Here is a 21,323-nt window from a genome sequence, read left to right as displayed (position 1 = left end):
GTAGCAAGTTCAAAATTGAAGGGTAATATCTGAACAAACTCAGTATAGTTAAAGAATTTTAGTTTGTAAATGCATGATTTTCAAAAAGCATTTTTTATCTAAGTTGATGACAGAACCGGTAAAGGAGTAATCAAATATGACAGAAGAAAATAAATCGATTGATCAAATTATTCTTCAGTTAAAAGAGAGGGCTAAGGAATTAAGTTGTATTTATACAATTGAAGATACTCTAAACAAATCCGATATAACTTTAAGGCAGGCATTTCATGCTGTTATCGATTCATTAACAGAGGCGTTTCAATACCCCCTTATCTGTAAAGTTAGAGTGTTCTACGGAGATGTGATTTATCAATCAAATAGTTTTCAAGAGTCAGAATGGTCAGTAGCATCAGATATTCTAGTGAAGGGAAATAAAGTTGGGACAATTATAGTCTATTATACCGAAAAGATGCCCGAACTTGATTTTGGTCCTTTTCAAAATGAGGAAGTAAAATTACTTAAAGCCGTTTCTGATAGACTGGGATATTTTATACTTCATCAAAAATTGAAAAGTGTTTTTGACGAATTAAAAATTTCTCATGGAACCATTGATGGGAACAGGCAAGTTGAATGGAGAATAATTTTGGATATGCTTAGAAAAACTGATCCAAATTTGTTTATGAGCATTCTGAGAAAACTCCTTCATTTATTATGCTGGACTGGTGTTGACGAGGCACAAGATTTAATGAGAACTACAAACTTTTCGAGGAGAAGCGGTTCGGAAGAGGAACAGCATTACGATGATAATAAGCCTTTAAAAGTTAACAAGATTGCGAATTACGATATCTATATCGAAACAATATTAAGAATCGCATCAGAAAATTTGAGCGATGATGTTATTTTTTCAAAAATCCAAAAATGGATTCAAGAAGATAAATCGAGTGCTCTTGTTAAAGTTGTTGAAAGCCAGGATACCTCCCTCACAGATATTGCTGATGCAATAAGAAAATACTATCATCTGGCCCCGGAAAAATTTGAGTTATCCCCCTCAACTATAAAAGGGTTAAGAGTTTCATTATTAAGAAGATTTTTTACAGACCGTCTTGAGTTTATTGGCGTTGCGAAAGAATATGTAAAACTCACCGATTTTTATAGAATGATCGATAAAATGATATTCCCTCCGGCAAGTCATGGTAAACTGGGAGGTAAAAGTGCAGGTCTATTTTTAGCATATCATATTCTACAGAAGGAAGCTGAGCTGAATCCATTCCTTCGCGATATTAAAATTCCCAAAACCTGGTACTTAACTTCGGATGGCATCCATCATTTTATGCAGTATAATAATTTGGAAGAGGTTCTCGAACAAAAATATAAAGAGATAGAAGAAATTAGAATTGAGTATCCGCATCTAGTACAATTATTTAAAAATTCTGAATTCCCCCCCGATATTGTTAAAGGACTCTCGGTAGCACTCGATGATTTGGGTGAGCGCCCTTTAGTTGTTAGAAGTTCTAGTTTATTGGAAGATCAGGTTGGTGCCGCCTTTTCTGGTAAATACAAAAGTCTGTTTTTAGCAAATCAAGGATCCAAGCAGCAAAGACTTTCCGCGCTAATGGATGCAATTGCGGAGGTGTATGCTTCTACTTTTAGTCCCGATCCTATCGAATATCGAGCTGAGAGGGGATTATTGGATATTCATGAAGAAATGGGAATTATGATTCAAGAAGTAGTAGGGGATAGAGTTGGCAAATATTATTTCCCTGCTTTTGCCGGAGTTGCTTTTAGCAATAATGAGTTTAGGTGGTCTCCCCGTATCCGCAGAGAAGATGGTTTAATCAGAATCGTACCGGGTTTGGGAACAAGAGCAGTCGATCGATTGAGCGATGATTATCCAATATTAATATCTCCCGGACAGCCAAAATTAAAGATCAATATTACACCTGAAGAGTTGCGCCGATATTCTCCTCATAAAATTGATGTTATAAATCTTGAGACCAACGAGTTTGAAACAATTTCTCTTGATGAATTACTTTTTGAATATGGAAATTATTATCCAATGTTTGGTCAAATATTTTCGGTGCTTGAAGGTTCAATGCTTAGAATGCCAAATTTCATGGATATTGATAATGAGAACAAAGAATTGATAGCCACATTTGATGGGCTGGCTCAAAAAAGTAATTTTCTTCAGAGAATTGAAACTATTCTAAAAACTCTTCAAAATAAAATTAAATCTCCTGTTGATGTTGAATTTGCGTGTGACGGAAAGGACTTTTATCTCCTCCAGTGCAGACCTCAAAGTTTTATGGGTGAATCTTCATCTGACCCGATTCCGAAGGATATTCCTGAGGAAAGAGTTGTATTTACAGCTAATAGGTTTGTATCAAACGGTAAAGTCCCAGAAATTACTTATATAGTTTACGTTGACCCTCTTAAGTACACAGAGTTGAGCGATAAAAATAAAATGCTAATGGTTGGTCGTGCTGTAGGAAGATTAAATAAACTTTTGCCGAAAAGAAAATTTATTTTAATGGGTCCGGGTAGATGGGGAAGCAGAGGCGATATTAAATTAGGTGTAAATGTTACTTATTCGGATATTAATAATAGTGCTATGTTAATAGAGATAGCGAAGAAAAAAGGTAATTATGTACCTGATCTTTCATTCGGAACCCACTTTTTCCAGGATTTAGTAGAAGCAAAAATTAGATATCTTCCTTTATATCCGGATGACCCCGGAATATTTTTTAATGAGAAATATCTACTTAGTTCAAAGAACAATCTCCCAGAACTTTTATCAGAATTCGCCTATTTAGAAGATGTTATCAAAGTAATTGATGTTCCCCAATCCAGCAAAGGCTCGGTACTAAAAATATTTATGAATTCAGATTTTGATACTGCGGTTGGTGCACTAATTATTCCTTCGGGAGAAACCACACATGAATTTGAAGCACGAGAAATGACTGAAATCAATATGGCTGATTACTGGGTGTGGAGATTTAAAATGGCTGAAAAAATAGCGTCCGAAGTCGATTCCGAACGTTTTGGTGTTAAAGGAATTTACCTTTTTGGCAGCACTAAAAATTCAACCAGCGGACCAGGAAGCGATATAGATTTAATTGTTCATATCGACACAGAAAAGTGTAACAAAATCGTACTTAATCATTGGTTTGAAGGATGGGGACTAGCCTTAAGTGAGATGAACTATCTCAAGACCGGTTACAGAGCTGATAACCTTTTAGATATACACTACATCACTGATGAAGATGTGAGAAATAAATCCGATTACGCCCAAAAAATATTTTCGAGCACAGATAATGCCCGGCAATTAAAAATGAAAGAAAAGTAGGTAAGAAAATCCTTTTTTTTTGAAATGGTTTTATTACATTTGCACAAGTAAAAATCAGAATTATATGAATAAACTCAACAGCGCTTTTTTAGTTATCCATCACCACCATTATTTCTCTTCCTAGAGCGCCGGTTTAGTTTAAATAAAATATTGTTTATCAGAACCCCGGCAACACCGGGGTTTTTTATTTTGGAGTATTTATGTTAAATGGAAACTTAAGATTAGCTATCCAGAAAAAGGGTAGATTATCAGAAAAATCTCTTCAATTGCTTAAAAATTGTGGACTCGACATCGAAGACTATAATGAAAGATTGTTGATTAGCGCGAGAAATTTTAAGCTTGATATTCTTTTTTTAAGGGATGATGATATCCCGGAATATGTACAGGATGGAGTTGCCGATTTCGGAATTGTTGGTGAGGATGTATTGTATGAACGCAATGCCGATACAATAGTTGTCAGAAAACTTGGATTTGGTAAATGTCAGCTTTCTCTTGCCCTGCCGGAGAATAAGGAAATCAATTCGATACGCGATTTACAAGGACAACGAATCGCTACTTCCTACCCAAATCTTCTGAAAAAGTATTTACTTGAGCATAGCATCGACGCTACCGTTGTTGAAATTAGTGGCTCAGTTGAAATTGCGCCTTCTCTCGGAGTTGCAGATTTTATTTGTGATCTAGTTTCAACCGGTAATACCCTTAAACTTAATAAGCTTAAAAAATCATTTGATGTTTTTTCATCCGAGGCTGTACTAATCACAAATAAATTTCTTGATTCAGATCCTGAGAAAAAAAATCTGCTCGATAATCTCCTAATCAGAATTGATTCGGCACTGCAGGCAAAACGCTCTAAATATCTTATGATGAATCTGCCTAAATCATCGCTGGGGAAAATTAGCGATATAATTCCCTCACTCAAAAGTCCAACTATTGTTCCTTTAGCCGATGACTCTCTAATTGCGGTGCATGCTGTTATTCCGGCAGATAAGTTTTGGGATATTTATAAAGAGTTAAAAGATGCGGGCGCGTCGGGAATTTTATTATTACCAATTGAGAATATAATTTTATGAGAATTATCGACTTGAATAAAATATCAGAGCGGAAACTTAACTTACTTTTTACTCGTCCTGCTCAACACAATAACAAAATTTATACTCAGGTGAAATCTATTTTGGAAGATGTTAAGAAGTATGGAGATAAATCTGTAATAAATTATGCAAAAAAGTTTGATAATTATTCGGGCAATAAATTAAAAGTTTCCAAAACAGAAATAGAAGCGGCTGCGAAAAATGTAACTCCTCAATTAAAGAGAGCAATTAAAACTGCTTATGGCAATATTAAAAAGTTTCATGAATATCAGTTTCCAACGGGTTGCGCAGTAGAAACTCAAAAGGGAGTATTGTGCGGTAGAAAATTTGTACCAATAGAAAACGTTGGAATTTATATTCCCGGCGGAAGTGCGGTACTTATTTCAACAATCTTAATGTTGGCCATACCGGCTAAACTTGCGGGATGCAAGAGAATTATTTTATGTTCACCCTGCGGTGGCGATAAACTTAATCCGGCAGTTTTATACACAGCTAAATTATGCGGTATAAGTGAAATATTTAAGGTGGGTGGAGCACAAGCTATCGGAATGCTGGCATACGGTACGAAGACTATTGATAAAGTGGATAAAATATTTGGGCCCGGGAATCAGTATGTTACCTCTGCAAAAACGCAAGTTAGTATCGATCCACTTGGCTGCGCAATTGACATGCCCGCTGGTCCTAGCGAGGTGCTTGTAATAGCTGATAAATTTGCAAATCCGATTTTTGTCGCATCCGATTTACTCTCTCAGGCTGAGCATGGAGCCGATTCACAAGTAATATTAATTACTGACAACGAGGGTACTGCGCGAAAAGTTAAAGTAGAAATAGAGGTACAGTTAAAGAAATTACCGAGGAGAAAAATAGCGGAAGCCGCTCTTAAGGAATCATTTATTTTAGTAGTTCCTAATCTTGATTTAGCATTCAAACTAAGTAATGAATACGCGCCCGAACACCTAATCCTAAATATTAAAAATGCTGAAAAACTTTTTAGCAAAATTAAAAATGCCGGTTCTGTATTTATTGGGCAATATTCACCTGAGAGTGCTGGAGATTATTCTTCGGGGACAAATCATTCCCTGCCAACTTACGGGTATGCAAAATCATATGGTGGAGTTTCAGTTGAAATGTTTATGAAGAGTATCACATTTCAAAAATTAACCAAAGAAGGTTTACAAAATATTTCTGATTCTGTTATCACATTGGCTGAAACGGAGAAATTGGAAGCACACGCTAATGCAGTAAAAGTGAGGTTATGATGAATATTAAAGAACTAGTTAGAAAAAATATTCTTTCACTAAAGCCATATGTTGCCGCTCGTCATTCCCATACCTCGGGAATACTTTTAGATGCTAATGAAAACTCCCTTGGTTCAACTTATGAGGACTCACATAATCTAAAATTAAATAGGTATCCCGATCCATATCAAAAGGAATTGAGAGTAGCGCTTAGCGAATTGATCAGCATCCCGACTGAAAATTTATTCTTTGGTGTCGGCTCCGATGAAATCATAGATCTTTTAATTAGAATATTTTGTGAGCCGGAAAAAGATAGTATTATTATCTGCGAACCTACATATGGAATGTACAGAGTTTGTGCTGATATAAATAACATTCAAGTTATTAATGTACCTTTGAATAATGAATTTAATATTGAAAAAGATGAGCTACTTGCTGCCGTGAACGAAAATAGCAAGTTAATGTTTTTATGCTCGCCAAATAATCCCACCGCTAATATGCTGAGTAGAGAAAAAATATTAAGTGTCGCCAGTAGTGTGAATTGTGTAATTGTGGTGGATGAAGCATACATTGATTTTGCCGATGAATCTGGCTTTCATCAAGAAGCTGCGGAGTTAGACAATCTGGTTGTGATAAGAACATTTTCAAAAGCATGGGGATTAGCCGGAGTTAGGTGCGGTTATTCTGTAGCTTCCAAATTTATAACTGAATTACTCTTTAGAGTAAAAGCTCCTTACAATATGAATACCCTAACATCCAACGCAGTGGTTAATGCCATTAAAAATAAATCTCAGCGTGATTATTTTGTTAAGCTCATTAAAAAAGAGAAGGATAGAGTAGCAGATATTTTAAAGAGCAACCAAAAAATATTGTCTATAGCTAAATCAGATTCTAATTTTATTTCATTCAAAGTTAATCAGCCCAAAGAAGTATTTACTTATTTAGAAAAGAATGGAATTGTGATTAGAGATAGGAGCAATCAGCTAAATTTTTCGGGATATTTGAGGGTGACGATCGGAACCAAAGAAGAAAATGATCTCTTCCTTCTAAAATTAAGTGAGATATTAAAATGAAGATACTTATCGATTACAATTTGTTTGATATTAAAAAGAAATATTCTAGAGGAATAATATGTTCCATTCTAATGTTGTCAAAAAACAAACATGAAATATTTATTGATGATATTGATAGCATTGATATATGTTTATTACAGATGCTAAAAAATGAAAACGTGAGACTTCAGAAGAATAATAAAACAGAATTCGATATTACTTTCTATTTGAAGGGAAATAAAGTATTGGTTGAATCCCATCAAGAAGCACAAAAATATTATCCATCTATCAGCGATGCAGTTCAAACTTTGCTTTACAAAAATCGAATAGCTGTTGTTACTCGAAACACAAAGGAAACCCAGATTAGCGTAAAAATAAATTTAGATGGAAAGGGTAAATCTAAAATATCTACTGGCATTGGTTTTTTTGATCATATGATTGAACAAATATCAAGGCATGGAAATATTGATTTGGATTTAAAAGTGAAAGGGGATTTGCATGTAGATGAGCATCACACAGTTGAAGATACCGGGATTGCTATAGGAGAAGCAATTAGGAAAGCGCTCGGTGATAAAATTGGAATTAAGCGTTACGGATTTATGCTGCCGATGGATGAATCATTTGCGAAATGCGCTATTGATCTTGGCGGTAGAGTTTATCTCAATTTTAAATGTAAATTTGATAGAGAAAAAGTTGGTGAGTTCCCCACAGAACTATGCAGAGAATTCTTCAAGGGAATGAGTATGGGTTTAAACGCTAACATATTAGTGGAAGCAAAAGGGGAAAATGATCATCATAAAATTGAAGCAATGTTTAAGGCTTTCGCAAAATCTTTAAATGAGGCGTGCAGATTTGATGAGAGAGCTGCCGGAACATTGCCAACAACGAAGGGAATAATATGATATCGGTAATTGATTATGGCGCAGGTAATACTCAATCAGTACTCAATGCGCTTGACGATTTGAATGTAAAATATAAAATAACGAATTTCGAAAGAGACATCTGCGATTCGGATAAAGTTATTTTCCCGGGAGTTGGAGAAGCTTCTTTCGCGGTTAAAAGATTGCATATGTCGAACATGTTTAATCTTCTTCGAGTTATTAAAAAACCGATTTTGGGTATTTGTCTTGGGATGCAACTATTTACTGAAAAATCTGTCGAGGGAAATGTTGCGTGTCTTGGTGTTTTACCGACAGTAACTGAGCGGTTTAATTCTTCAACAGTAAAAGTACCGCACATGGGATGGAACAAAGTAGCGTTTCAAAAAGACTCAAAATTATTTGATGGAATACCGGATAATTCATTTTTTTATTTCGCTCACTCATACTATGTGCCAATTAATGAATTTAGTATTGGAGTGACAGTTCACGATGTTGAATTTACCGCGATTTGTGAAAAAGAAAATTATTATGGCGTTCAGTTTCATCCGGAAAAATCGGGGGAACATGGAATTAAATTGTTAAAAAACTTTATTGAATTATGTTAATTATACCTGCAATTGATATATACAACCAAAAAGTAGTGCGACTGAAAAAGGGGAGCTTTGATGATGTAACCTACTATGATTTTACTCCGCTCCAAATTTCAAATGAGTTTGAGAAAAATGGATTCAAGTGGGTACATATTGTTGATTTAGAAGCTTCGAAAACCGGCAGATTTACAGTTGAGAATATTATAAAAGAAATACAAACGAATACTACAGTAAATATTGAATTTGGCGGGGGAATAAGAACAGCCGAGAATGTGAGCCAACTTTTTGATATAGGTATAAATAGAGTCATAATTGGTTCGATGTCGGTTGACCACAAAACTGAATTTGAAAAAATACTATCGCAGACAGATCCATCAAAAATTGTTGTTGCCGCAGATGCTGAGAATGAAATAATACGAACTAGTGGCTGGACAAAAGAGAGCGGTATTACAATCTTCGATCACATTGACTATTGCATGAATAAAGGAGTAACCACTTTTTTATGTACTGATATTAAAAAAGATGGAATGCTTGCCGGACCAAGTATTGAATTGTATGATAAATTGATTGCACGGTTTCCGGATATAAATTTAATTGCTTCGGGCGGCATCAGTAATTTAAACGATATTAAAGAATTAGCTGATCGATCAATTTATGCTGTGGTTGTTGGTAAAGCTATTTATGAAAAGAGAATAACATTGGAGGAATTAGCATCAATTGGTGACTAAACGAATTATACCGTGTCTTGACGTAAAAGATGGAAGAGTAGTAAAAGGTACCAACTTTGTAAATTTAAGGGATGCCGGTTCTGCGGTGGAACTTTCGGAAAGATATTACAACGAGGGCGCGGATGAACTTGTTTTTCTTGATATTACAGCTACACTCGAGAAGAGAAAAACATTAACGGAGCTGGTAAAAGATGTTGCGAAGGTTTTGAGAATTCCATTCACGGTTGGAGGAGGTATTTCAACTCTCGATGATATTGATGCACTTTTAAAAGCCGGTGCCGATAAAGTATCTCTTAATAGCGCGATTGTTAAAAATCCTGGTCTTATCACAGATGCCGCAAAAAGATTTGGAAGTCAAGCGGTTGTAGCCGCAATCGATGTGAAAGTAGTGAATGGTCAACAAAAAATATTTGTAAAAGGGGGCAAGGAAGAGACTTCACTTGATGGATTTGAATGGTGTAAGTTAGTTGGCGAACTTGGTGCCGGAGAAATCCTATTAACCTCAATGGATAAAGATGGAACAAAAGATGGGTATGATTTAGATTTTCTTAAAAAAGTAGTTGATGAAGTTTCCATCCCGGTAATCGCGAGTGGGGGCGCTGGAACAAAAGAACACTTCCTCGAAGCTTTCACTTTCACGGATGTTGACGCATGCCTCGCTGCAAGTCTTTTCCATTTTCAAGAACTGAATATAACCGATCTAAAAAAATATTTGCAAGCAAATAAAGTATTGGTGAGATTGTGATTGACATATCAAAAATAAATTTCGCAAAATTAAACGGCTTAGTGCCCGCAATAGTTATTGATAAGAACACTAATCAAGTATTAATGTTAGGTTTTATGAATGAAGAAGCGCTTCATAAAACACTTGAATTGAAAAGAGTTACATTTTTCAGCCGCTCACAAAATAAATTATGGACAAAGGGAGAAACTTCCGGCAACTACCTTGAGCTTTATTCCATAAAGATTGATTGCGACAATGATACATTACTGATTGAAGCTTTACCTTCTGGGAATACTTGCCATACCGGAGAATACTCATGCTTTAACCTTCCTAAAAATAATGTACACTTTCTATCAAAATTATTTGAGCTCGTTGAAAAACGAAAAATGGAGTTGCCTGAAAAGTCATATACTACAAAATTGTTTAAAGAAGGTGCTGATAGAATAATCCAAAAGGTGGGGGAGGAAAGCATTGAAACAATTATTGCCGCTAAAAACCGGAATAAAGAAGAAGTTGTGAATGAAACTGCCGATTTATTATTCCATCTTTTTGTTATGCTTTCTGAACAGGGAATTCAATTAAATTCTGTAATCGATAAATTAATTGAGAGACATACAGAAAAAGAGAAAAAATCTTAGAATAAGCACGCCTCAGATAATTCTGTTATCAGTTTTTCTGTTGATGAAAAATTCTCTCCTTCATTTATACTATTAATAATGGCGCTTCCCACAATAACACCATCGCAATAAGGAATAACTTGTTTTACATCCTTTGCTTTAGAAATACCAAAACCAATCAGCATTTTATTATTTATTATATGTTCTCTGGTTCTCTGAATACTTTTTAGATTTGCCTCCGAAAAACTGTCCTTTACTCCGGTGGTTCCGGTAACACTCACACAATAAACAAAACCTCTACTTATCTCATCAATATTTTTTATTCGCTCATTCGAAGAAGTTGGTGTAGTTAATAATATAATATCCAGTTTAGTTTCTATCTGTGTAAAGAATGACTCATATTCTTCCAATGGAATATCGGGAACAATCAATCCGTCAACTCCTGCATTAACCGCATCAGTCAAAAAGGAATAATAACCATACTTTAAAATTGGATTGAAATAGCCCATTAGTATAATTGGAATATTGGTGAATGATTTAATTTGCTCGCAAAAATTTAGAACTGTACTAAGTTTTACCCCATTATCCAAAGCTTTTTGTGATGATCTCTGAATTGTTGGTCCATCGGCAAGTGGATCGCTAAATGGGATGCCAAGTTCAAGCATATCTGCACCGGAACCAACTACAGTTTTTACTAAATCAATAAAATTATTTAACTCAGGATATCCTGCTGTTAAAAAGATCGATAATACTTTTTTACCTGAGTCATTCTTTTTGCTGATATAATTTTTAATATCACTCATAATAAATCCACGTCAATTTTTGAAATTAGTGTTGCTAAATCTTTATCACCTCGACCACTTATATTAACTACAACAATATCATCTTTATTAGTTTCAGGCATAAGTTTATTTAAGTAGGCAACTGCATGTGCTGTTTCTAGCGCGGGAATTATCCCTTCCATCTTTGTTAGTAGAGAAACGGCTTCTATCGCTTCATCATCAGTTATTGATTTATACTCTACTCGTTTCAAATCTTTTAAATGAGAGTGCTCGGGGCCAACTCCAGGATAATCAAGTCCTGCAGATATAGAATGCACTTCAGAAACTTGTCCATCGCTATCCTGTAATAAATAAGTTTTCATTCCCTGAAAAATTCCCGGTTCGCCAAGTGTAAGTGTGGCGCAATGTTTATTTGTATCAATTCCAAATCCGCCAGCTTCAATTCCAATCAAATTAACTTGATCATTAATGAAAGGATAAAAAATACCAATTGCGTTTGAGCCGCCACCAACACAGGCAAGAATATAGTTAGGTAATCTATTCTCTGTTTTCAATATTTGCTCTTTAGTTTCTCTCCCAATAATTGATTGAAAATCTCGTACAATCATTGGATAAGGATGAGGACCAACAACTGAACCAATAATGTAGTGTGTGTTCTCAACATTAGTAACCCAATCGCGTATAGCTTCGTTAGTCGCGTCTTTTAACGTTTTGCTACCGGAACTGACTGGTCTAACCTTTGCGCCCAAAAGCTGCATTCGGAATACATTAGGCTTCTGCCTTTCAATATCGGTTTCACCCATATAAACCACGCACTCCATCCCAAATTTAGCGCAAACAGTCGCGGTTGCAACTCCATGCTGACCCGCACCGGTTTCGGCGATAATTCTTTTTTTGCCAAGAATTTTAGCGAGTAAAATTTGTCCAAGCGCATTATTAAGTTTATGCGCCCCGGTATGACATAAATCTTCACGTTTTAAATAAATTTTACCTTTACCAAAATAATCGGTTAGTCTTTTCGCAAATGTTAATGGTGTTGGTCTTCCATTATATTCATTTTGTAAATCGTTCAACTCAGCAATGAATTGCGGATCATTCTTTTTTTCTAAATAAGTTTTTTCGAGCTCATGAATGGCGCTTATTAAAGTTTCGGGGACAAACTTGCCACCGTAATTTCCATATTTCCCGGAATGGTCGGGGAATAAATACTCAACTAAGTTATTCATTTTAATTCCTTATCAACTATTGGAGCCAATTGTTTTATTTTATTCAGAAGTTGTTTAAAGGCAGCCGGATTCATGGATTGATATCCATCCGAAAGAGCTTCTTCTGGTTTCTGATGCACTTCCAAGATCAACCCATCTGCGCCACACGCAACCGAGGCCATAGCCATAGCCGGAACTTTTTCACCTATTCCAATTCCATGTGATGGATCAACTATTATTGGTAGATGAGAATGTTTTTTTATTACGGGTACCGCATTCAAATCAAGTGTATTTCTTGTGGCTGTTTCAAATGTTCGAATTCCACGTTCACAAAGGATTACATTAAAATTATTTTGCGATACTATATACTCGGCGCTCAGCAATAATTCTTCGATAGTCGCGGACAATCCTCTCTTCAATAATATAGGTTTCTGAGTTTTACCAACTTCAGCCAATAGGGAGTAATTTTGCATATTGCGAGCGCCAATTTGAATTATATCGGCAACCTCCGCAACTTCATTAATAGTAGATTGATTCAGCAATTCAGTTACAATACTCATCCCCAATTCCTTTTTCACATCTGCCAGATATTCCAATCCCTTCTCTTTTAATCCTTGAAAAGCATAAGGACTTGAGCGAGGTTTATAAGCGCCGGCTCGTAATAAATTAATACCCATTTCTTTGAGCATTCCGGCAATTTCAAAAAGTTGATCGCGCGATTCAACCGAGCATGGTCCCGCAATTATCATTAATTCTTTACCACCAATCGTATTCCCATTTACATTAATAATAGTATCCTCATTCTTCATCATTCGGCTTACAAGTTTATACTTCTTCGTTACTTTAATCACATCTTCAACCGAATTAAGCAGTTGGAAATCTTCAACTTTTAAATGTTCACTCGGCCCGGTAATACCAATAGCAAGTTTAAGAGCGCCCGGAATTTCATGCGCGGTGCAGTTAAATGAGTTGATTCTATTTTTTACTTTCTCAATATCCGCGCGAGGGGCGTCAAGATTCATGATAATTAACATTTTTTCCCTTTAATTTTTTTATGATCGCAAAAAAGTCTTTTAGTTTTACCGGATCTTTTTTACCAGGTGATATTTCGAGTGAAGAGGATAAATCAACTCCAAGTGGGTAAATATTATCAAAAACATATTCTATATTTTCTACTGATATTCCGCCGGCTAAAATTATTTTATCCCTCAAATCTTCTGGAATTATATCCCAGTGAAATGTTTTACCGGTACCGCCATAATTGTTCGCATCACTTGAATCCAATAAAATTTGATATTTCTTAAATATTTCTATTTGGGCAAAATCGAAGTTATTGCTTACTCTGAAAGCTTTTATAACATCTGCTTTAATTTTATGAATGACTGAGGTAGTTTCATCACCATGAAGTTGGACTACATCAATTTTTGTTTGCTCAACTATTCTATTAATAACTTCATATGAGTCGTTAACAAATACGCCCACTTTTTTAATACCCGTTGGAACTTCAGCGATAATATCTTTACATTTTTCTGGTGAAATGTATCTTTTGCTTTGCGGGTAAAAAATGAATCCCAGCATATCGGCACCCAGTTCTGCCGAAAGGATTGCATCTTCAATATTGGTAATTCCACAAATTTTAACTTTCAAATTTGCTCCACGAAATAAACTGTTTAACCGATTCTTCCAAGTTCGAGGATCTCATAAAATGTTCACCAACAAGCACGGCATTAAATCCATTGTCATAAAGTCTTTTTAGCTGATCATTATTATGTATTCCGCTTTCCGAAACTTTTATAACATCCTTTGGTAACTCTTTTGATATTAAGAATGATGAATTAAGATCAACAGAGAAATCTTCCAAATTGCGATTATTAATCCCAATAATATTGTTCAAGGAAAAATCAATTTTGTTTAGTTCTGTTATTGAATGAAGTTCTAACAAAACATCCAGTCCAAGTTCTTTGGCGCAGAATGTTAATTCTTTTATTTGTGCAGAGGAGAGAATTTCAGAAATCAACAAAATTGCTGATGCACCATTTGCTTTGGCTTCCCATATCTGGTGCTCATCAATTATGAAATCTTTTCTGAGCAGCGGGATGCTGGAAAAAAGACTTATATCCTTTAAAAAGGTTATATCTCCCGTAAAAAATTCTTTGTCAGTTAAAATGGAAATTGCGTTTACACCGGATTTAATATATGACTCTCCAATATTTCGGTGATTAAAATTATCGCACAATATTCCTTTAGAAGGGGAGGCTTGTTTAATTTCCGCGATAACAGAAATGCGATTGTTTATTACTAATGAATTTGAGAAGGAAACTGTGGGTTTGGCAAAGTGAGGATAATTCTTCAAAAATGAAATTGGGGAACTCTCTTTAAGTAACTCAATCTCTTTTTTCTTGACCTCAATAATTTTTGCAAGAATGCTCATGCATTAGCTCCGCTAAAATTGATCAGTGCAATTAATTTTTCATAAGCCCTGCCCGAGTCTATTGATTCTTCCGCCAATGCCACACACTCTTTTAATTCATTAGAAACCCCCGCTGTGCACAATGCCAGAGAAGCATTAGCCGCAACTACATAATAAGCGTCATTTCTAATTTTGTCTCTGAGCACCGAATTGATAATATCTGAATTATGTTTTGGAGAATTGCCCATTATGTTTTTTAGTTTAATCTTTTCGTACCCAAAATCCAAATGGTTCAACCGGTAGTTGTTTAATATGCCGGAGGAATTGTATTCTAAAATTTCTGAATCTCCGGTCAATGAAATTTCATCAAATTTATCATCGGTATTAACAAAACAAATCTTTTCCATTCCAAGATATGAAGCCGCTTTGGACATCAAATCTGCGGTCTTCCGTGAATAAGTTCCGATAAGTTGTTTCTTAGTATTTGCCGGATTGGTTAATGGTCCAAGTAAATTAAATATGGTTTTAACACCAAGTTCAGTGCGAACCGGAGCGGCGAATTTCATCGCCGGGTGGTATAATGGGGCAAATAAAAATGTAATGCCGAATTTATTTAGAGCCTCTGTTGCCGATTCTCTACTCAAGTTTATATTAACGCCGAGTTCTGAAAGTACATCAGAGCTTCCGCTTTTACTTGAAATTGAGCGGTTCCCATGTTTTGCAATCTTAACTCCCGCTCCCGCAACAACAAATGAAGCTGCCGTAGAAATATTAAATGTTCCACTCGAATCACCACCGGTTCCGCAAACGTCTATTACATTCTCATAATCATGATCAATCTTTATACTTTTTTCACGCATTGCTCTTGCAAATCCGGCAATTTCTTCCGGCGTTTCACCTTTTACTTTTAAGCCGATGAGCAATCCCGATATTTGAACATTAGATAATTCTCCAGTCATAATCATTGTTGCAATGCTGGTTGCTTCATCAATTGTCAAATCGACTTTATCTGCAATTTTTTCAATTATCTCTTTGATCATAGATCTACCCAATTTTTAATTAACTCTTTTCCAACTTTTGTCAATATTGATTCGGGATGGAATTGAATACCTTCAATGGGATGAAGTTTATGACGGACTCCCATAATTATTCCATCTTCTGTCTCAGCACTAATTTCGAGCACATCTGGAAAAGTAGTTTTGTCAATAGCTAATGAATGATATCTACCTGCGTCGAATTTTTGAGGAATATCTTTATAAATTGTTTTTCCATCATGAATTATTTGTGATGATTTACCATGCATTAAATATGGTGCATTTGTTACAATACCGCCGAATGCGATTCCAATACCTTGATGACCTAAACAAACACCGAGAAGGGGAATATGTTGACCCAGATTTTTTATGATCTCTAAAGATATATTGGAATCTTCAGGACGACCTGGGCCCGGCGAAATAAGAATTTTATCCGGAGCTAATTCTGAAATTTCATCAATTGTAATTTTGTCATTTCGTTTGATGATTAAATCGTGAGTATATTCACCAACAATCTGTACAAGATTAAAAGTGAATGAGTCGTAATTATCTATTATCAATATCTTCATCAATAACCTCCGCGTATTTTAACGCGCTAATTAATACAGAACTTTTATTATTGATTTCCTTCAACTCCAGTTCAGGTATGCTGTCAGCAACAATTCCGGCGCCAGCTTGCCAATAAATTTTATTGTCCTTCGCAAAGAGTGTTCGTATTGCTATGCATAAATCGAGATTGCCGCTAAAATCAATATACCCAATTGCTCCCGCATAAACATTTCGTGAAATGTTCTCATATTCGTTTATTAGCTGGATTGCTCTAATTTTTGGTGCTCCCGTTACTGTACCAGCCGGAAAAGAATTTGTTAATGCGTCAATGCAATCCTTATCATCATCAAGTATTCCTTCAACTCTCGAAACAATATGCATAACATGTGAGAAACGGTTTATTTTCATCTTCTCCGAAATTTTAACAGTGCCATATTTACAAACTCTACCGAGATCGTTGCGGGCTAAATCAACAAGCATCGTGTGTTCAGCAATTTCTTTTGGATCATCGAGCAAGTTTTTCTCAAGCGCTAAATCTTCTTCTTCTGTTTTACCTCTACGACGAGTTCCGGCGATTGGCAAAATTTCAGCTTTTCTATTTTTAACTTTTAAGAGATCTTCGGGGGAGGTTCCGATAATAGAAAAGTTATTATCAAATTCCATGAAGTACATATAAGGAGAAGGATTTATAATTCTGAGAGCTCTATAAACATTAATTAAATCCCCCTCAAAATCTGCATCGAATCTTTTTGATAGTACAATTTGAAAAACATCGCCATCGTAAATATTTTCTTTAGCTCTTTCAACAAGTTTTGGAAAATCAGATTCTGCTTCATTTTTCAAATTAACTTTGAAAGCGGAAATCGATTCTTTACTAGTTGTTAATTCTCTTCGTAATTTTTTCAACTCCTCCTTTGCTGCAGAGTACTGTTCTTCCAGAGCTGAATTATTATCAATGAACACATTATTTATCAAAATTATTTGATGTTTGAAATGATCGAAAGCAATTATAGAGGAGAACAGCCCCAGCTCGGAATCGGGGATTTCTAATTTATCCTCATTTTTAAATTTGATTACATCTTCAATCAGAGCAATAGTTTCAAAACCGAAGTAGCCGACAATACCGCCGGCAAAGTCGGGCAGTTCATCAACCTTAGCATATTTATAATTTTTAATGGTTTCTTTGAGATATTCGAAAATACTACCGGTGTGAGCAACTTCTCCGTTACTATTACAAACCTTTAGTGAATTATTAACATTAGTAATTATGCTCTTGGGATTTTTTGCGATGAACGAATAGCGTGCTAATCGTCCAATTCCTTCAACAGATTCAAGTAGAAAAGATGTAACACCTTTTTCCCTTATCCTTAGGTAGGCAAGAACCGGGGTTAGTGTATCAGCGGTCATTTTTTCATAAACCGGAATTATGTTGAAATTTTTTGCTTTCTCTTTGAATTCTACAAAATTCATAATCATCCTTTAATTGCTATAAAACAAAAAACCCTTCTCAGTGATTTCTAAGAAGGGTTTCTATTAAAATTAATATGGCTTCAATAATCACTGAGATGAATTAATATAATTCCACCACCATGCTAGTTGATTGTTGAGGCCGTATGTTAAGTTTGTTTTCATTGGGTGCGAAGATAATTAAACAACACTAATGATGTCAAGTTATATTTATTTTATTTTAAACCAATCAGCAACATCTATTGAATACTGCTTCTCAGAGCTATGCTTAAATTCATTTGTCTTTGAGGAATAAGAATACTCTTTACTCCATAAATCAATGTTGGTTATTATTTCTTCAATCGCATCAATAATTATTATTAATTCGTTATCTGTCATAGTAGGGTGAAGAGAAAAACGAACCCAACCCGGTTTTTCTGAAAGATCGCCCTCATTTATTTTATCTGTAATTCTTTTTGATCTTGTCGGATCAACATGCAGTAAATAGTGCCCATAAGTTCCGGCGCAAGAGCATCCGCCCCGCATCTGAATGCCATAGCGGTCGTTAAGTATTTTCACCATTAAATTGTAGTGGATATCCTCAACATAAAATGAAATAATCCCAAGTCTATTCTTTGATTCCTGAGCAAGAATATGTAATGTGGGAATTTTTGTTAAACGGGCAAATGCTGTTTTCAACAATTCATGTTCTCTGGAAAGAATATTTAGAACACCCATCTCTTCTTTTAGTTTTATGGAAAGAGCAGCTCTTATTGCCTGAATAAAACCGGGTGTTCCTCCATCTTCACGAAGCTCGATATCTTTAATGTACATATGTCCGCCCCATGGATTTGTCCAATCCACAGTACCTCCACCAGGATGATCGGGCACTCGAATTTTGTAAAGATTTGAGTCGAATATTAAAACTCCCGCTGTACCCGGTCCCCCTAAAAATTTATGAGGTGAAAAGAAAATCGCGTCAAGTTTTTCATCCGGATCGTTGGGGTGCATATTAATATTTACGTATGGAGCCGCGGCGGCAAAATCAACGAAACACAATCCGCCATAGTTATGCATCATCTTTGCTAAAGTATGATAGGGAGTTTCAATACCGGTTACATTTGAGGCAGCGGTGAATGAGCCTATTTTTAATTTTCGGTTTTTATATTGTTCAAGTAATTCAGTAAAATGATCAATATTTATTAATCCATTTTCATCCGGTTCAATTACAACTACGTCGCAAATTGTTTCAAGCCATGATGTATGATTGGAATGATGTTCCATATGAGTTAAAAATACAACCGGTTTTTCATCAGTGGGCACATTGGTATATTTTTGAAGTTGCTCACAGATTTTCAAACCTAATAATCGTTGAAATTTATTAATAGCTGAGGTCATCCCGGATCCCGCAAAAATCAATACATCTGAGTTTGATGCATTCACATGATTCTTAATTATGGATCTTGCTTCATGGTATGCGGCGGTCATTGTAGTTCCGGTTGCCGATGATTCCGAATGAGTATTTCCTACAAACGGGTAAAACTTTTCCTCAATAATTTTTTCGATCGGATTATATAATCTTCCGCTGGCAATCCAGTCGGCATATATAATTTTTTTCAATCCATAAGGTGTGCTAAAGGTTTGATCTATACCAATAATATTATTTCTATAGTGTTCAAAATACTTTTCGAGATTCATCTTTTTTCTTTAACGTTTTTAACAAATATAAATCATTATTTGAAGGCTTTAAAATAAAAAAGCCGTCAAAAAGACGGCTTAAAAATTAACCTAAATAAGCTTTGAGGTTTTTACTTCTTGTAGAGTGTCGTAATCTGATTAAAGCTTTCTCCTTAATTTGCCGTACTCTCTCACGGGTAAGATTCAGTTTCTCACCAATTTCTTCCAAGGTTAAGGAGTGTTCTTTTCCTAAACCAAAATAAAGACGAATAACTTCCGCTTCACGTTCTGTTAATGTGGAGAGTGATCTCTCGATTTCTGCTTTTAAAGATTCCTTCATCAGTGTATGATCGGGAGTAGGTTGATCTTCGTTTGGCATAATATCTAATAGACTATTATTATTATCATCACTATGAGCGAATGGAGCGTCCATTGATACGTGTCTTCCAGCAATTTGCATCGCATATGTCACATCGGATACATCCATATCTAATTGTTCAGCAATTTCTTCAGGACTTGGTCTTCTCTCATACTCTTGTTCAAGCTGGCTTAAGGCTTTACCCATTTTATTGAGAGCACCGACTCTGTTAAGAGGGAGGCGGACCATACGAGATTGTTCCGCTATTGCCTGCATAATTGATTGACGAATCCACCAAACGGCATAAGAAATAAATTTAAAACCTCTGGTTTCATCAAATCTTTTACCCGCTTTGATCAAACCCAAATTACCTTCGTTAATTAAATCACCGAGAGGCAACCCTTGATTTTGATACTGTTTAGCAACACTAACCACAAATCTAAGATTTGCTTTGGTAAGGCGGTCTAGCGCAAATTGATCCCCTTTTTTTATTCTTATCGCTAAGTCAATTTCATCATCAGGCGTTAAAAGATCTACTTTACCGATTTCTTGAAGGTACTGATCGAGAGATTTACTTTCCCGATTGGTAAATTGTTTTGTGATCTTCAATTCCTAAGTTCTCCTAATTATTATTTTATTTTATTACTTATAGTCGTATTTTTTTGACAGTTATTAACCAAAAATGCAAAAAAAAGTTCCTCGAGCGAAAATTATTCACCCAGAATTATTTTTCTCTTTGTACTTAGTTTTGATATCTCTCGATAAAAGAGCTGAACTTAATGTCTGTAAAGACAATTTGAAGAGAATTTTCATTTTTCACGGAGCAAATATACTACACACAGAAATAAAAACCTAAGAAAAAATTAGTTATCTTGTTTTATAACAATAGGTTAGAGTATAATGGAGAAATTAAGCAACCTCCTCTTGTAATTTTTTAAGAAGATATTTTGATTTTTTTTCTTTATGCTTAGAAGTATATCCATTTGAATGAGCATATTCATATAGCAGGGCATACATCATTTTTCGAGCTCTGTGCAGCCTAGATCTAACGGTTCCAATTGGACAATCCATGAAATCGGCTATCTCCTCGTAAGTGTACCCCTCGATATCAGATAAGAAAACAATAGTTCTGAAATCATCAGGGAGTATTGATAAAGCATTAACTATCTCATCATCAAGTACATCACTAAACGCATCATTTTCTGAATGCTGAATTTTGACTTCATCAGCTTTTATGTTTTCATAAAAGTTTTGTACATCGTCAAAATCAACTTTATTTGGCTGCTTCGAGGATTTACGGTAATTATTAATAAAGGTATTTTTCATAATCTGGAAAAGCCAAGCTTTTGCATTAGTGCCTTTTTCGAATTTATCAAAAAATCTAAAAGCTTTTAATAATGTATCCTGCAGTAAATCCTCTGCATCCTCAATATCATTAGTCATTTTTAGTGCAAAACTTTTTAATGCATCTTTAAAAGGCATAATTTCAGAATCAAATTCAGAATACTTTTTCTGGGTATTTTGGTCGATCGGTTTCGCTGTGATGTTCATTCTATCCTCAAATTAAGATGTTATGTCTGTATTAACTATCCAATTACATTTATAGTTCCAAAATTGTGACC

The 21,323-nt window shown here is 35.2% G+C and carries 20 protein-coding genes; 9 read left to right on the top strand and 11 right to left on the bottom strand.

Annotation, left to right across the window (positions count from 1 at the left end):
• The first annotated feature begins 136 nt into the window (after positions 1 to 136).
• The 9 genes from KF816_10675 to KF816_10635 all read left to right on the top strand — a co-directional run bounded on the left by KF816_10675 (position 137) and on the right by KF816_10635 (position 10,261).
• On the top strand, positions 137 to 3,322 hold the full coding sequence (locus KF816_10675; protein MBX3008480.1) for a nucleotidyltransferase domain-containing protein: 3,186 nt from the start codon (positions 137 to 139) through the stop codon (positions 3,320 to 3,322).
• A gap of 200 nt (positions 3,323 to 3,522) precedes the next feature.
• Entirely contained in the window at positions 3,523 to 4,392 is an 870-nt protein-coding gene (locus KF816_10670; GenBank protein ID MBX3008479.1) for an ATP phosphoribosyltransferase, read from the top strand.
• Positions 4,389 to 5,669: a histidinol dehydrogenase gene (gene hisD, locus KF816_10665; GenBank protein ID MBX3008478.1), complete on the top strand. Its 1,281-nt coding sequence runs from the start codon at positions 4,389 to 4,391 to the stop codon at positions 5,667 to 5,669. The genes KF816_10670 and hisD overlap by 4 nt, the downstream gene beginning before the upstream one ends.
• Positions 5,669 to 6,721, top strand: coding sequence for a histidinol-phosphate transaminase (hisC, locus tag KF816_10660; GenBank protein ID MBX3008477.1), 1,053 nt, complete (start codon positions 5,669 to 5,671; stop codon positions 6,719 to 6,721). Before hisD ends, hisC begins: the two co-directional genes overlap by 1 nt.
• Before the next feature lie 140 nt (positions 6,722 to 6,861).
• A complete protein-coding gene (hisB, locus tag KF816_10655; protein MBX3008476.1) occupies positions 6,862 to 7,602 on the top strand; it encodes an imidazoleglycerol-phosphate dehydratase HisB in 741 nt (246 codons plus the stop codon).
• Positions 7,599 to 8,186, top strand: a complete 588-nt coding sequence (hisH, locus tag KF816_10650) for an imidazole glycerol phosphate synthase subunit HisH (GenBank protein ID MBX3008475.1) — start codon at positions 7,599 to 7,601, stop codon at positions 8,184 to 8,186. Before hisB ends, hisH begins: the two co-directional genes overlap by 4 nt.
• A complete protein-coding gene (hisA, locus tag KF816_10645; protein ID MBX3008474.1) occupies positions 8,180 to 8,899 on the top strand; it encodes a 1-(5-phosphoribosyl)-5-[(5-phosphoribosylamino)methylideneamino]imidazole-4-carboxamide isomerase in 720 nt (239 codons plus the stop codon). Before hisH ends, hisA begins: the two co-directional genes overlap by 7 nt.
• Positions 8,889 to 9,644 carry an imidazole glycerol phosphate synthase subunit HisF gene (hisF, locus tag KF816_10640; GenBank protein ID MBX3008473.1) on the top strand — a complete coding sequence of 252 codons (756 nt, stop codon included), beginning with the start codon at positions 8,889 to 8,891 and terminating at the stop codon, positions 9,642 to 9,644. The genes hisA and hisF overlap by 11 nt, the downstream gene beginning before the upstream one ends.
• Positions 9,641 to 10,261: a bifunctional phosphoribosyl-AMP cyclohydrolase/phosphoribosyl-ATP diphosphatase HisIE gene (locus KF816_10635; GenBank protein ID MBX3008472.1), complete on the top strand. Its 621-nt coding sequence runs from the start codon at positions 9,641 to 9,643 to the stop codon at positions 10,259 to 10,261. The genes hisF and KF816_10635 overlap by 4 nt, the downstream gene beginning before the upstream one ends.
• On the opposite strand, the gene trpA is transcribed toward KF816_10635, so the two are convergent.
• The 11 genes from trpA to KF816_10580 form a co-directional block, all read right to left on the bottom strand.
• The gene (trpA, locus tag KF816_10630) at positions 10,258 to 11,043 is read right to left on the bottom strand and encodes a tryptophan synthase subunit alpha (protein MBX3008471.1); all 786 of its coding nucleotides are present in this window, start codon (positions 11,041 to 11,043) and stop codon (positions 10,258 to 10,260) included. The two genes, KF816_10635 and trpA, sit on opposite strands and share 4 nt — an antisense overlap.
• Positions 11,040 to 12,248, bottom strand: a complete 1,209-nt coding sequence (trpB, locus tag KF816_10625; GenBank protein MBX3008470.1) for a tryptophan synthase subunit beta — start codon at positions 12,246 to 12,248, stop codon at positions 11,040 to 11,042. The genes trpA and trpB overlap by 4 nt, the downstream gene beginning before the upstream one ends.
• On the bottom strand, positions 12,245 to 13,261 hold the full coding sequence (gene aroF, locus KF816_10620; protein ID MBX3008469.1) for a 3-deoxy-7-phosphoheptulonate synthase: 1,017 nt from the start codon (positions 13,259 to 13,261) through the stop codon (positions 12,245 to 12,247). Before aroF ends, trpB begins: the two co-directional genes overlap by 4 nt.
• Positions 13,239 to 13,874 (bottom strand): phosphoribosylanthranilate isomerase, encoded by a 636-nt coding sequence (locus tag KF816_10615; GenBank protein ID MBX3008468.1) that lies wholly within the window; start codon positions 13,872 to 13,874, stop codon positions 13,239 to 13,241. Before KF816_10615 ends, aroF begins: the two co-directional genes overlap by 23 nt.
• Positions 13,864 to 14,658, bottom strand: coding sequence for an indole-3-glycerol phosphate synthase TrpC (gene trpC / locus KF816_10610; protein MBX3008467.1), 795 nt, complete (start codon positions 14,656 to 14,658; stop codon positions 13,864 to 13,866). Before trpC ends, KF816_10615 begins: the two co-directional genes overlap by 11 nt.
• Positions 14,655 to 15,677: an anthranilate phosphoribosyltransferase gene (gene trpD, locus KF816_10605; GenBank protein MBX3008466.1), complete on the bottom strand. Its 1,023-nt coding sequence runs from the start codon at positions 15,675 to 15,677 to the stop codon at positions 14,655 to 14,657. The genes trpC and trpD overlap by 4 nt, the downstream gene beginning before the upstream one ends.
• Positions 15,674 to 16,240, bottom strand: a complete 567-nt coding sequence (locus KF816_10600; protein ID MBX3008465.1) for an aminodeoxychorismate/anthranilate synthase component II — start codon at positions 16,238 to 16,240, stop codon at positions 15,674 to 15,676. The genes trpD and KF816_10600 overlap by 4 nt, the downstream gene beginning before the upstream one ends.
• Positions 16,218 to 17,690, bottom strand: coding sequence for an anthranilate synthase component I (gene trpE, locus KF816_10595; GenBank protein MBX3008464.1), 1,473 nt, complete (start codon positions 17,688 to 17,690; stop codon positions 16,218 to 16,220). Before trpE ends, KF816_10600 begins: the two co-directional genes overlap by 23 nt.
• A gap of 207 nt (positions 17,691 to 17,897) precedes the next feature.
• Positions 17,898 to 19,364: an aminotransferase class V-fold PLP-dependent enzyme gene (locus tag KF816_10590; GenBank protein ID MBX3008463.1), complete on the bottom strand. Its 1,467-nt coding sequence runs from the start codon at positions 19,362 to 19,364 to the stop codon at positions 17,898 to 17,900.
• A gap of 85 nt (positions 19,365 to 19,449) precedes the next feature.
• Positions 19,450 to 20,310: a sigma-70 family RNA polymerase sigma factor gene (locus tag KF816_10585; GenBank protein MBX3008462.1), complete on the bottom strand. Its 861-nt coding sequence runs from the start codon at positions 20,308 to 20,310 to the stop codon at positions 19,450 to 19,452.
• 300 nt (positions 20,311 to 20,610) lie between these two features.
• Positions 20,611 to 21,252, bottom strand: a complete 642-nt coding sequence (locus tag KF816_10580; GenBank protein ID MBX3008461.1) for a sigma-70 family RNA polymerase sigma factor — start codon at positions 21,250 to 21,252, stop codon at positions 20,611 to 20,613.
• Positions 21,253 to 21,323: the final 71 nt, after the last annotated feature.

This window comes from Melioribacteraceae bacterium (assembly GCA_019638015.1).
GTDB lineage: Bacteria > Bacteroidota > Ignavibacteria > Ignavibacteriales > Melioribacteraceae > JAHBUP01.
Note: the sequence above shows the minus strand (reverse complement) of the source record. Positions and strands in the feature narration are given on the sequence as shown.